Source organism: Pseudomonas fragi (assembly GCF_900105835.1).
In the GTDB taxonomy this organism is placed as follows: Bacteria; Pseudomonadota; Gammaproteobacteria; order Pseudomonadales; family Pseudomonadaceae; genus Aquipseudomonas; species Aquipseudomonas fragi.
In genome coordinates, this window is record NZ_LT629783.1 from 3,140,764 (window position 1) to 3,153,061 (window position 12,298).

Sequence of the window (12,298 nt, forward strand, 5' to 3'; positions counted from 1 at the left end):
CCTTCCTTAAAGCGACGAATATTTCTTGCGCAGACGCTGACGGATCAGCTCGGCAAGAGTGTTCATGATGAAGGTGAACAGCAGCAGCACCAACGCCGAGAGGAACAGCACACGGTAATGACTGCCGCCCACTTCCGACTCCGGCATTTCCACCGCCACGTTCGCCGCCAGGGTACGCAGGCCTTCGAACAGGTTCATTTCCATGACCGGGGTGTTACCGGTGGCCATCAACACAATCATCGTCTCGCCGACCGCACGGCCCATACCAATCATCAGTGCCGAGAAGATCCCCGGGCTGGCGGTCAGGATGACCACGCGGGTCATGGTCTGCCACGGCGTGGCACCCAGCGCCAGCGAACCCAGGGTCAGGCCGCGAGGCACGCTGAACACGGCGTCTTCAGCAATGGAGTAGATGTTGGGGATCACCGCGAAACCCATCGCCAGGCCGACCACCAGGGCGTTGCGCTGATCGTAGGTGATGCCCAGGTCGTGGGAGATCCACAGGCGCATGTCGCCACCGAAGAACCAGGCTTCCATAAACGGGCTCATGTACAGCGACAGGCCACACACAAACAGGATCACCGGGATCAGGATCAGGCTTTCCCAGCCCTCCGGCACACGCAGGCGGATCGACTCGGGCAGGCGGCTCCAGCTGAAGCCCGCCACCAGAATGCCGATCGGCATCAGCACCAGCAGGCTGAAAATACCCGGCAAGTGGCCTTCCACATACGGCGCCAGAAACAGGCCGGCGAAGAAACCGAGGATCACCGTCGGCATCGCTTCCATCAGTTCGATCACCGGCTTGACCTTGCGGCGCAGGGTCGGTGCCATGAAGTAAGCGGTGTAGATCGCTGCAGCAACGGCCAGCGGAGCCGCCAGTAACATCGCGTAGAACGCAGCTTTCAAGGTACCGAAGGTCAATGGCGCAAGGCTCATCTTCGGTTCGAAGTCAGTGTTGGCGGCTGTCGATTGCCAGACGTATTTAGGCTCGTCGTAGTTCTCGTACCAGACCTTGCTCCACAGCGCGCTCCAGGACACTTCCGGGTGCGGGTTTTTCAAGGTCAGTGGCAGCAGCTTGCCGCCCTCTTCCACGATGATGCGGTTGGCACGCGGCGACAACGCCATGATGCCAGGGCCTTCGGCAACCTTCTCGACCAGCAGGGTGCGGTGTGCAGTGCTGTGGAACACACCGATTTCGCCGGCCGCATCCAGGGCCAGGAAGCCCTTGCGGCGTTGCTCGGCGGTGATTTCAACAATCGGCGAAGTGCCCATCTGGAAGCTGCGGATATGCTTGAAGCGCTGCTCGCCATCCGGGTCGCGGGCCATGAACCACTGGCTCAGGCCACCCTTGGAATCGCCAAAGATCAGCGAGATACCGCCCACCAGCTGGGTGCTGGCGGTGATCTCGGTGGTTGCGTCATCCACCAGCTTGTAGCGACCGTTGAGGCTTTTGTCGCGCAGGCTGAACACATCGGCCTGGGCGCGATCATTGATCACATACAACCACTGCTGACGCGGGTCGATATACAGCGCTTTGACCTTCGCGGTCATCTGCGGCAGGTCGATACGAGTCTCGGTGTTGGTGACCTCATCGGTCATCATGTTTTCTTCGCGGGCCAGTGACAGCACATTCAGTTTCGAGCCCGTGGAGCCGGCCAGCACCAGCGTTGAATCGTTGACGCTGAGGTTGACGTGATCCAGTGCACCACCCTGCGGGTCGAGCACGATTGGCGTTTCGCCATACGGGTACTCAATCGCCGGGGTGATGGTCTTCTTGCCATCGGGGTAGCTGACTTTATAGCTGTGACGGAACACCAGCGCCTGACCGTTGGACAGGCCCAGTACCACCACCGGGTTACCCGGCTGGTCTTCGCCCAGCGAAGTCACTTGTGTACCGGCCGGCAACGGCAGGTTGACCCGCGACAACTCTTCGCCGTTCTTCGCGTTGAAGAACAACACCATGCCCTTGTCGGAGACCCGCATGCCGACCTGGTTTTGCTCCTCGACGGAGATCATCAGCGGCTTGCCGGCGTCCTGCATCCATACGGGCGTGATCGCCTGCTTGGCGTTCAGGTCGGCGCCCTGGAACAGCGGGTAAACCACATAGCCCAGGAAGAAGAAAATCAGGGTAATTGCGCCGAGCACGGCAAGCCCGCCGATAAATACATACCAGCGGGTCAGGTGGTCTTTAAGCGCGCGGATACGGCGCTTGCGCTGCAGTTCAGGCGTATTGAAATCAATGCGCTTGGGAGCGGATGTCGTAGTCATTGGGGAATTGGCCAGATCATTCATGCGCACACCCTAGCGGTCCTGTATGACAGAAAGATGACAAAGCAGTGACGCAAAAAATCCGCCGCCCGACGGTGCTGGCAGCGGAATGGAAAATTTGGTGAAGCGGTTGCGTGGCAACCCTGTGGGAGCGGGCTTGCTCGCGATGGCATCAACTCAACAGGCCTGATGTACCGCGTTGCCTGAATCGCGAGCAAGCCCGCTCCCACATGGCGTCTACTTATGCGCCTTCTTTCAGACCCAGGTCAGCCAATGCTTTGGCAGCGACCTTGGCTGGCAGCGGGATGTAGCCATCCTTCACGACCACTTCTTGACCTTGCTTGGACAGCACCAGCTTGATGAACTCGGCTTCCAGCGGGTTCAGCGGCTTGTTCGGCGCCTTGTTCACGTACACGTAGAGGAAACGCGACAGCGGGTATTTGCCGTTCAGTGCGTTTTCTTCGGTGTCTTCGATGAACTCGGTGCTGCCTTTTTTAGCCAAAGGCACGGTCTTCACGCTGGCGGTTTTGTAACCGATGCCCGAGTAACCGACGCCGTTGAGCGAGCTGCTGATCGACTGCACAACCGAAGCCGAACCTGGCTGTTCGTTCACGTTAGGCTTGTAGTCGCCTTTGCACAGGGCTTCTTCCTTGAAGTAGCCGTAAGTGCCGGATACCGAGTTACGACCGAACAGTTGAACCGGCTTGTTGGCCAGGTCGCCGGTCACACCCAGGTCGCCCCAGGTTTTAACGTCGGCTTTGGCGCCGCACAGACGGGTCGAAGAGAAGATCGCATCAACCTGTTCCATGGTCAGGTGCTTGATCGGGTTGTCCTTGTGCACGAACACGGCCAGGGCATCCACGGCTACCGGGATAGCGGTAGGCTTGTAGCCGTACTTCTGCTCGAAGGCAGCCAGTTCGTTGTCTTTCATTTTGCGGCTCATCGGGCCCAGGTTGGCGGTGCCTTCAGTAATCGCAGGCGGCGCGGTCGAAGAACCGGCAGCTTGAATCTGGATGTTTACGTTTGGATATTCTTTTTTGTACGCCTCGGCCCACAAGGTCATCAGGTTCGCCAGGGTGTCAGAACCAACGCTGGACAGGTTGCCCGACACACCAGTGGTCTTCACGTAGGGCTGAATAGCCGGGTCAACACCAGCGGCAACCGCATTGGCAGTTGCAACGCCTGCGGCGACAAAAGTCAGGGCCGCCATCACACGCTTCAGTTTCATGCCTTACTCCTAGCAAACGGGGTTAGATGAATCGGGGACCAGTATCTGCAGGCCATGTGACTACTCTATGAACCGATTGTGACAATTAGATGAAAGGCCATCATTCGTTACAAATGATGGCCTTCGGGGAGAGGCGGATGAGGTGTTGCGGCGGATCAGGCCTGGATCAGCGGCCCTTTTTCCACAGATAAGCGCCGACCACCAGGCCCATCGTGCAAATGATTGCCACGTAATACGCCGGGCCCATCGGGCTTTCCTTGAGCAACAGGGTCACGGCCATCGGGGTCAGGCCGCCAAAAATGGCGTAGGCCAGGTTGTAGGAAAACGACAGACCGCTGAAACGCACCACTGGCGGGAAGGCCTTAACCATTACATAAGGCACCGCGCCGATGGTGCCTACAAACAGGCCGCTCAAGGCGTACAGCGGGAACAGCCAGTCCGGGTGTTGCAGCAGGCTGTGGTAGAAGGTCCACGATGTAATCAGCAACCCGGCGCAACCGATCACAAACACCTTGCCCGCCCCAAAGCGGTCAGCCAGTGCGCCCGAGGCGATGCAACCCAGGCTCAGGAAGACGATTGCCAGGCTGTTGGCCTGCAACGAGGTGGTCGCTGAAAAACCATAAATGGTTTGCAACACCGTGGGCGTCATCAGAATGACCACGATGATCCCGGCAGACAGCAACCAGGTCAGCAGCATGGAGACCACAATCGCCCCGCGATGGTCGCGCAGCACGGTCTTGAGCGGGACTTCCGCCGCCAGCGCCTTGCGCAGCTGCAACTCGGCAAAGACCGGTGTCTCGTGCAACCAGCGACGCAGGTACACCGAGAACAGGCCGAACACGCCACCCATCAGGAACGGAATCCGCCAGGCAAAGTCAGACACTTCAGCCGGTGTATAGATCGTGTTGATCGCCGTAGCCATCAACGAACCCAGCAAGATGCCCGCCGTCAGCCCGCAAGTCAGGGTGCCACAGGCGTAGCCCACATGCCGTGGCGGTACATGCTCGGCCACGAACACCCAGGCCCCGGGCACCTCACCGCCAATGGCCGCGCCCTGGATCACGCGCATCAGCAGCAACAGAATCGGTGCCCACATGCCAATCTGCGCATAGGTAGGCAGCAAGCCCATGATCAAGGTCGGTACGGCCATCATGAAGATGCTCAGGGTGAACATCTTTTTGCGCCCCAGCAGATCGCCAAAGTGCGCCATGACAATGCCGCCCAAAGGACGCGCCAGGTAACCCGCGGCAAAAATGCCGAAGGTTTGCATCAGGCGTAGCCACTCGGGCATGTCTGCCGGGAAGAACAGTTTCCCGACCACGGTGGCGAAAAACACAAAAATAATGAAATCGTAAAACTCCAGCGCACCACCCAAGGCAGACAGCGACAAGGTTTTATAGTCATTACGGGTTAACGGCCGCGAAGGCGGTGCAGCACTGGAAGGCTCTGTGATCATGGGGTATTGCTTCTCTTATTAGGCGCGGCAAAAAGCTGCAACTTCGCCGGCAAGGGCTGGGCAGGTTTTGAAAGATAACAAATTGTTTGCAAAAGCACAGAGCTAGACGTGCAGCGCACCCAAAAAGCAGAATCCGGAGGTCGTCGGCCAGGCTGTCGCCCGATATACTCACGCTGTAAGAAACACTTGGTAACTTCTGAGGTTGCTGTGCGAAAACGCCCGCTGGACACTTCAGCCGATTTCGCAGAGTTTTCCCTTGGTGCGGCTTATGAAGAACGTGACGAACGTAGTATGTTCGGGCTGAATCGTTTTTCTAAAGACGCTTTTTCACCCGCAGTACTTATGATGAATCACGGGTCAGAGGCCCTTAGGCATGCTAGAGCTCGAACAAGAAGATCCAATCCCGCAAGGCGACCTGGCCTTGCAAATCACCGCCCTGCCGCGCGAGACCAATGGTTTCGGCGATATTTTTGGCGGCTGGCTGGTCTCCCAAATGGACCTGGCCGGTACCGCAATGGCCAGCAAGGTTGCCGGTGGCCGCGTAGCCACTGTCGCGATTGATCGTATGGCGTTTCTGGTACCGGTGGCGGTGGGCGCACAATTGTCGTTCTATACCCAGGCACTGGAGATCGGCCGCAGCTCGATCCAGATGATGGTTGAAGTGTGGAGTGACGACCCGTTGTCCAGCGAATGGCGCAAAGTGACCGAAGCGGTCTTTGTATTTGTCGCCATTGATGGCAGCGGCCGCACCCGCTCCGTTCCGCCACGCCGTTAAACCTATCAATAGAGAACCTGCCATGCACCACATTGAGTCAGTCACCCTGGATGAACTGGAGTGCTGGCACTTCCAGCATGGCCATGCACAACTGCTGGTCGCCAAGCAAGGCGCGCAGGTTCTCAGTTATCAGGTGGGTGATGAGCCGCCAATCATCTGGCTCAACGAAAAAGCCCAGTTCAAGCAAGGCCACGGCATCCGCACCGGCGTACCGGTGTGTTGGCCCTGGTTCGGCAACCTGGCGATGAACCCGCAGAGCGTGCAGGCCATGCGCCACAGCGATGAGCCTGCCACGGCCCACGGCTTGGTGCGTACACGCGAATGGGAAATGCTGGAGATCGATGACGCCGGTGAAGCGCTGCATATTGAGCTGGGCTTGCCCCGCATCGAAGGCGGCCTTCCCGGCTGGCCCCACGACGTGGCGCTGACCCTGAGCATCCGCCTCGACACCCAGCTGCATATCAGCCTCACCAGCCATAACCGCAGTGACATTCCGGTGAACATCAGCCAGGCGCTGCACAGCTATTTCGCGGTCAGCGACGTGCGCAAGGTTCAGGTCAAAGGCGTCGAGGGCCTGACCTATATCGACACCCTCAAAGACTGGAAACGGGTTGAGCAAGCGGGCGAGTTGACCTTCAGCGGCGAAACCGACCGTATCTACCTCGATACCCCGCAGCAGTTGAGCATTGTCGACCCGGACTGGTCGCGCACCCTTGAGCTGACCAGCCGTGGGTCGCGCTCGGCAGTGATCTGGAATCCGTGGATCGACAAGACCGCCACGCTCGGCGATATGGCCGCAGATGGCTGGCAGCGCATGCTGTGCATCGAAACCGCCAATGTGATGGAAGACATTATCACCCTGGCGCCGGGCGCCAGCCATACGTTGGGTGTGAGTATTGCAAGCAAACGCATGAGCGCCTGATACGCACTAAACCTCTGCAAGCAGGCTTGCCTGCGATGCTGGCGCTGCGGTCTGTCAGGTGAACCGCGCTGCTGCCATCGCGAGCAAGCCCGCTCCCACAAGGACCAGGGCAAACATCACGCTATCAAAGCAGCACAAACCTGTGGGAGCGGGCTTGCTCGCGATTCAGTCGCTGCGGTCTATCAGGCAAACCGCGCTGCTGCCATCGCGAGCAAGCCCGCTCCCACATCGTTCAGGGCGCTACAGGTCTTCCTCAACCACCACCCGCACCTTGCTGGCATCCAGCGCATAGGCCGCATCGGCCAGGTCATTGCTAACCTTCTCGACCTTCAGCGTGCCCATCACCCACAGCGGCGTGTAGATGTCGTCCAGCTTCAGGCCTTTGGGGTAGCGCACCAACACCAACTGATTGGGCGGCGGAGGCGGTACATGAATGCAGGCGCCCGGGTACGGCACCAGGAAAAACAGCGTGCTGCGCCCCTTGGCGTCTGTTTCCAGAGGCACGGGGTAGCCACCCAAACGGATATTCTTGCCGTTCATGCTGGCCACTGTCTTGCTCGAATACATCACCGCGGGCAGGCCCTTGCTCTGCTTCAATCCGCCCTTGTCGGTAAACGTACCGTTGGCCTCGGGCGAGTCATGGTCAATTTCGGGCATTTGCTCAAGGGCTACTTGATCCGACTTGGGCATCAGTTCCAGCCAGTCGGTTTCGGGCAATTCTGCCGCGTGTGCCAGGCCTGAGCCCAGCAAAAGAAAAGTCAGGAGAAGACGGCGCATGCAAAACTCGACAGGTGAGAAATCAACGCGCACATCTTAGCCCTCTCTGCGGCTGGCGCAGAGAGAACCAAAGCGTTTAATCAGGACTTTTTCGACACCAGGCCGTAGATCACCAGCAAGATCACGGCGCCAACCACTGCACCGATAAAGCCGGCACCCTCGCCTGCCTTGTAGATACCAATCGCCTGACCACCATAGGTCGCCGCCAGCGAGCCGCCGATACCCAGCAGGATGGTCATGATCCAGCCCATGCTGTCGTCACCCGGTTTCAGGAAACGAGCCAGCAGGCCAACGATCAAGCCGATAAAAATGGTTCCGATGATGCCCATGGACGCGTCCTCTTGATTGATGGCGTTTTACCAAAGCCTAGTCAGCACTTTGGCATCACGCCATCAGAGGGTAGCGGCAACCCAATGGTTCCGTGCAAAGCGATTTACGCTTCGTCGATCAGGGCTTCAACCTTGAGGATTTGCGCTTGCAGGGTCGCCATGTCGGCGCAGCGCAGGTTGGCATGACCGACCTTGCGGCCGACCTTGAACGCCTTGCCGTAGTGATGCAGATGGCAGTCGGCAATCGCAATCACCTTCTCAACCGGCGGCACGCTGCCGATAAAGTTGAGCATGGCGCTTTCGCCCACCTTGGCCGTCGAACCCAGCGGCAGGCCAGCAATGGCGCGCAAGTGGTTTTCGAACTGGCTGCACTCGGCGCCTTCAGTGGTCCAGTGCCCGGAGTTATGCACACGCGGGGCGATTTCGTTGGCCTTGAGGCCACCGTCGACTTCAAAGAACTCGAACGCCATCACGCCGACATAATCCAGCTGCTTGAGCACACGGCTGGAGTAATCTTCAGCCAGGGCCTGCAGCGGGTGATTGGTGCTGGCAACCGACAGCTTGAGAATGCCGCTGTCGTGGGTGTTGTGTACCAACGGGTAGAACTGCGTTTCGCCATCGCGACCGCGCACGGCAATCAACGACACTTCGCCAGTGAAAGGTACAAAACCTTCCAGCAGGCACGCCACACTGCCCAGCTCGGCAAACGTATCCACTACATCAGCAGCGGTGCGCAGCACTTTCTGGCCCTTGCCGTCATAGCCCAGGGTGCGGGTCTTGAGCACGGCAGGCAGGCCGATGGTGGCCACTGCTGCGTCCAGGTCTGCCTGGGACTGGATGTCGGCAAATGCCGGCGTCGGAATGCCAAGGTCCTTGAACATGCTTTTTTCGAACCAGCGGTCGCGAGCAATGCGCAGCGCTTCGGCACTCGGGTACACCGGGACGAATTGCGACAGGAAAGCCACGGTTTCAGCCGGAACGCTTTCGAACTCGAATGTTACCAGGTCGACTTCGTCAGCCAACTGGCGCAAATGGTCCGGGTCGCTGTAGTCCGCACGCAAGTGCTCGCCCAACGAGGCGGCGCAGGCATCGGGTGCCGGGTCCAGGAAAGCGAAGTTCATGCCCAGCGGAGTACCCGCCAGGGCCAGCATGCGGCCCAGTTGGCCGCCACCGATTACACCGATTTTCATCGTCAGAAACCTCAGGCTACGCGCGGGTCTGGATTGTCCAGCACGCTGTCTGTCTGTTCAGCACGGAATGCTTTCAAAACGGTATGGAACTGCGGGTGCTTGGCGCCCAGGATGCTCGCCGACAGCAGCGCCGCGTTGATCGCGCCCGCCTTGCCGATGGCCAGGGTGGCAACCGGAATGCCCGCAGGCATCTGCACGATCGACAGCAGCGAATCGACGCCCGACAGCATGGCCGATTGCACTGGCACGCCCAGTACTGGCAAATGGGTCTTGGCGGCACACATGCCTGGCAGGTGGGCTGCGCCACCGGCACCGGCGATGATGACCTCGATCCCGCGGCCTTCGGCCTCTTCGGCATACTGGAACAGCAGATCCGGAGTGCGGTGGGCAGAGACCACTTTCACTTCGTAGGGAATGCCGAGTTTTTCCAGCATATCGGCGGTGTGGCTGAGGGTGGACCAATCGGACTTGGAGCCCATGATCACGCCTACCAGTGCACTCATCGTCGCGCCTCTTCTCTTGGGCGCCCGCAGGCGCGTCAAAAAACAACAAGCCACGTGGAGGATCCGACGTGGCTTGTTATAGGAATTAAGGCCGGTCAAGCCAGCCGAAGGCCGCGCAGTATACCCCAAACATGTGCCTTGAAAGCACCTTTGGCGACCATCTGTCTTGACCGGCAAAAACCGCCCGGACGCCCGGTTTTATTGACTCTTAGGTCAGGGTAAAAAATCGGTTCAGGTGGGCACTGGTGCCTGGCCGGTCGGGTTCTCCAGCTTGCGCCACAACAACCGCACGTTGGCCTTGCGCACCAGGGCACAGCGGTACAGGCGAATCTCCAGCGGCACATGCCATTGCGGTCCACCGCACACCACCAGCTCGCCCCGCGCCAGCTCGGCACGCACGCTCAAATGTGGCACCCAGGCGATGCCCAACCCTTCGAGCGCCATGCTTTTAAGGCTGTCGGCCATCGCGGTCTCATAGATAGTGGTAAAACGCAGGCTACGCTGGCGCAGCAGCAAATTCACCGAGCGACCCAAAAATGCCCCGGCGCTATAGGCCAGCAACGGCACACTGGCATCGCCTTCCAGATCGAACAACGGCTTGCCGTCGGCATCGGCCGCGCACACCGGGAGCATTTCGGTATTACCCAGGTGCAGGGACGGGAAAATTTCCGGATCCATCTGCAAGGCCGCATCAGGATCGTAAAAAGCCAGCATCAAATCGCAGCCGCCTTCGCGCAAAGCATGCACGGCGTCTCCGACGTTAGTCGCAACCAGCCGTGTGGCGATGTTCAGCCCTTCATTGCGCAATTGGGCGATCCAGCGCGGGAAAAATCCCAGTGCCAGGGAGTGCGCCGCAGCCACTTGCATGACCTCGCCCTGCCCGCCTTCGAGGTGATGCAGGTGACGCAACACCTCACCCAACTGCTCGACCACGGTGCGCGCCGTGACCAAAAACAGCTGACCGGCCGCAGTCAACTCCACCGGGGTGCGGGAACGATTCACCAAGGTCAGCCCCAGCGCCGCTTCCAGGCTGCGAATACGCCGGCTGAAAGCCGGCTGAGTGACGAAGCGGCGCTCTGCTGCCTGGGAAAAACTGCGGGTCGCAGCCAAGGCACTGAAGTCCTCCAACCATTTACTTTCGAGATTCATCGAGTCCTCCCGGACGCGCACCAAAATGGGTCACACGCTCGACGCGCCTGCCGCGTCACGTCGCTATTATGCCGTTTATGCATAGGATAGTGTTTAAAGGCATTGGCCCAAAATAGACTGCAGGCCTAGGATTCGCAGCGTTCCGGCCCAGACCGGGTTCATATCGAGATGATTTCTATCATGTCCTCCGCTGCATCTTTCCGTACCGAAAAAGACCTGCTTGGCGTACTCGAAGTACCCGCTCAAGCGTATTACGGCATCCAGACCCTGCGAGCGGTGAACAACTTCCGTCTCTCGGGCGTTCCGATTTCGCATTACCCGAAGCTGGTTGTGGGCCTGGCCATGGTGAAACAGGCCGCTGCTGACGCCAACCGTGAGTTGGGTCATCTCAGCGATGCCAAGCACGCAGCCATCAGCGAAGCCTGTGCACGTCTGATCCGCGGCGATTTCCACGAAGAGTTCGTGGTGGACATGATTCAAGGCGGCGCTGGCACTTCAACCAACATGAATGCCAACGAAGTCATCGCCAACATCGCGCTGGAGGCCATGGGCCATCAGAAGGGCGAATACCAATACCTGCACCCGAACAACGACGTCAACATGGCGCAGTCGACCAACGACGCCTACCCGACGGCCATCCGTCTGGGCCTGTTGCTGGGTCACGACGCACTGCTGGCCAGCCTCGACAGCCTGATCCAGTCGTTCGCGGCCAAAGGCGTCGAGTTCAGCCACGTCCTGAAAATGGGCCGTACCCAGCTGCAAGACGCCGTGCCGATGACCCTGGGTCAAGAGTTCCGCGCCTTCGCCACGACATTGAGTGAAGACCTGGCCCGCCTGAAAACCCTGGCGCCAGAGCTGCTGACTGAAGTGAACCTGGGTGGCACCGCCATCGGTACTGGCATCAACGCCGACCCGCGCTACCAGATGCTGGCCGTGAACCGCCTGGCGACCATCAGCGGTCACCCGCTGGTACCGGCTGCCGACCTGATCGAAGCCACTTCCGACATGGGCGCCTTCGTACTGTTCTCCGGCATGCTCAAGCGTACCGCGGTCAAGCTGTCGAAGATCTGCAACGACTTGCGCCTGCTGTCCAGCGGCCCACGCACTGGCATCAACGAAATCAACCTGCCAGCACGTCAGCCAGGCAGCTCGATCATGCCAGGCAAGGTCAACCCGGTTATCCCGGAAGCCGTCAACCAGGTGGCGTTCCAGATCATCGGTAACGACCTGGCCCTGACCATCGCCGCCGAAGGTGGCCAGCTGCAACTGAACGTGATGGAGCCGCTGATCGCATTCAAGATCTTCGACTCGATCCGCCTGCTGCAACGCGCCATGGACATGCTGCGCGAGCACTGCATCACCGGCATCACGGCCAACGAAGCGCGCTGCCGTGAACTGGTCGAGCACTCGATTGGTCTGGTGACTGCACTTAACCCGTACATCGGCTATGAAAACGCCACCCGCATCGCCCGTATCGCTCTTGAAAGCGGCCGCGGCGTGCTGGAACTGGTGCGCGAAGAAGGCTTGCTCGACGACGCCATGCTCGACGACATCCTGCGCCCGGAAAACATGATTGCTCCGCGTCTGGTGCCTCTCAAGGCCTGATGCTGTAACACGCTCAACGCTCACCAGGTCGAGGGACTAGACACCTCTCACCTTTTGAGGGCTTGCAGACACGTCTGCAGGCCCTTTTTTTTGGCC

The 12,298-nt window shown here is 59.5% G+C and carries 11 protein-coding genes; 3 read left to right on the forward strand and 8 right to left on the reverse strand.

The genetic code is table 11. From position 1 onward, the window contains the following. Positions 1–6 precede the first annotated feature (6 nt). The 3 genes from BLU25_RS14295 to BLU25_RS14305 form a co-directional block, all read right to left on the reverse strand. The gene (locus tag BLU25_RS14295) at positions 7–2,292 is read right to left on the reverse strand and encodes an ABC transporter permease subunit (RefSeq protein ID WP_016782944.1); all 2,286 of its coding nucleotides are present in this window, start codon (positions 2,290–2,292) and stop codon (positions 7–9) included. A 217-nt stretch (positions 2,293–2,509) separates the two neighbouring features. Next, entirely contained in the window at positions 2,510–3,496 is a 987-nt protein-coding gene (locus BLU25_RS14300) for a phosphate ABC transporter substrate-binding protein PstS (protein ID WP_016782943.1), read from the reverse strand. Positions 3,497–3,662: 166 nt separating this feature from the next. Next, complete coding sequence (locus tag BLU25_RS14305; RefSeq protein WP_016782942.1) at positions 3,663–4,952, reverse strand: MFS transporter; 1,290 nt, start codon at positions 4,950–4,952, stop codon at positions 3,663–3,665. A gap of 373 nt (positions 4,953–5,325) precedes the next feature. On the opposite strand from BLU25_RS14305, the gene BLU25_RS14310 reads away from it, so the two are divergent. After that, entirely contained in the window at positions 5,326–5,727 is a 402-nt protein-coding gene (locus tag BLU25_RS14310; RefSeq protein WP_003438129.1) for an acyl-CoA thioesterase, read from the forward strand. Between the two features lie 22 nt (positions 5,728–5,749). Next, the gene (locus BLU25_RS14315) at positions 5,750–6,649 is read left to right on the forward strand and encodes a D-hexose-6-phosphate mutarotase (RefSeq protein WP_016782941.1); all 900 of its coding nucleotides are present in this window, start codon (positions 5,750–5,752) and stop codon (positions 6,647–6,649) included. 240 nt (positions 6,650–6,889) lie between these two features. Here the strand turns inward: BLU25_RS14315 and BLU25_RS14320 are convergent, their stop codons facing one another. From BLU25_RS14320 to BLU25_RS14340, 5 genes are all read right to left on the reverse strand, one after another. Then, positions 6,890–7,426: a DUF3299 domain-containing protein gene (locus BLU25_RS14320; protein ID WP_016782940.1), complete on the reverse strand. Its 537-nt coding sequence runs from the start codon at positions 7,424–7,426 to the stop codon at positions 6,890–6,892. An 80-nt stretch (positions 7,427–7,506) separates the two neighbouring features. Then, positions 7,507–7,755, reverse strand: a complete 249-nt coding sequence (locus BLU25_RS14325) for a GlsB/YeaQ/YmgE family stress response membrane protein (RefSeq protein ID WP_016782939.1) — start codon at positions 7,753–7,755, stop codon at positions 7,507–7,509. A 104-nt stretch (positions 7,756–7,859) separates the two neighbouring features. Then, a complete protein-coding gene (locus BLU25_RS14330) occupies positions 7,860–8,945 on the reverse strand; it encodes a 5-(carboxyamino)imidazole ribonucleotide synthase (RefSeq protein ID WP_016782938.1) in 1,086 nt (361 codons plus the stop codon). 11 nt (positions 8,946–8,956) lie between these two features. After that, positions 8,957–9,448 carry a 5-(carboxyamino)imidazole ribonucleotide mutase gene (gene purE, locus BLU25_RS14335; RefSeq protein ID WP_016782937.1) on the reverse strand — a complete coding sequence of 164 codons (492 nt, stop codon included), beginning with the start codon at positions 9,446–9,448 and terminating at the stop codon, positions 8,957–8,959. 231 nt (positions 9,449–9,679) lie between these two features. Next, a complete protein-coding gene (locus BLU25_RS14340) occupies positions 9,680–10,597 on the reverse strand; it encodes a LysR substrate-binding domain-containing protein (protein ID WP_016782936.1) in 918 nt (305 codons plus the stop codon). A gap of 180 nt (positions 10,598–10,777) precedes the next feature. Between BLU25_RS14340 and aspA the strand changes: the two genes are divergently transcribed. Further along, positions 10,778–12,202, forward strand: coding sequence for an aspartate ammonia-lyase (gene aspA / locus BLU25_RS14345; protein ID WP_016782935.1), 1,425 nt, complete (start codon positions 10,778–10,780; stop codon positions 12,200–12,202). The last annotated feature ends 96 nt before the right edge of the window (positions 12,203–12,298 follow it).

Excerpts from the sequence above, each read along its gene's own strand:
- BLU25_RS14295 (WP_016782944.1), bottom strand. The coding sequence starts at position 2,292 with ATGAATGATCTGGCCAATTCCCCAATGACTACGACATCCGCTCCCAAG.
- BLU25_RS14300 (WP_016782943.1), bottom strand. The coding sequence starts at position 3,496 with ATGAAACTGAAGCGTGTGATGGCGGCCCTGACTTTTGTCGCCGCAGGC.
- BLU25_RS14305 (WP_016782942.1), bottom strand. The coding sequence starts at position 4,952 with ATGATCACAGAGCCTTCCAGTGCTGCACCGCCTTCGCGGCCGTTAACC.
- BLU25_RS14310 (WP_003438129.1), top strand. The coding sequence starts at position 5,326 with ATGCTAGAGCTCGAACAAGAAGATCCAATCCCGCAAGGCGACCTGGCC.
- BLU25_RS14315 (WP_016782941.1), top strand. The coding sequence starts at position 5,750 with ATGCACCACATTGAGTCAGTCACCCTGGATGAACTGGAGTGCTGGCAC.
- BLU25_RS14320 (WP_016782940.1), bottom strand. The coding sequence starts at position 7,426 with ATGCGCCGTCTTCTCCTGACTTTTCTTTTGCTGGGCTCAGGCCTGGCA.
- BLU25_RS14325 (WP_016782939.1), bottom strand. The coding sequence starts at position 7,755 with ATGGGCATCATCGGAACCATTTTTATCGGCTTGATCGTTGGCCTGCTG.
- BLU25_RS14330 (WP_016782938.1), bottom strand. The coding sequence starts at position 8,945 with ATGAAAATCGGTGTAATCGGTGGCGGCCAACTGGGCCGCATGCTGGCC.
- purE (WP_016782937.1), bottom strand. The coding sequence starts at position 9,448 with ATGAGTGCACTGGTAGGCGTGATCATGGGCTCCAAGTCCGATTGGTCC.
- BLU25_RS14340 (WP_016782936.1), bottom strand. The coding sequence starts at position 10,597 with ATGAATCTCGAAAGTAAATGGTTGGAGGACTTCAGTGCCTTGGCTGCG.
- aspA (WP_016782935.1), top strand. The coding sequence starts at position 10,778 with ATGTCCTCCGCTGCATCTTTCCGTACCGAAAAAGACCTGCTTGGCGTA.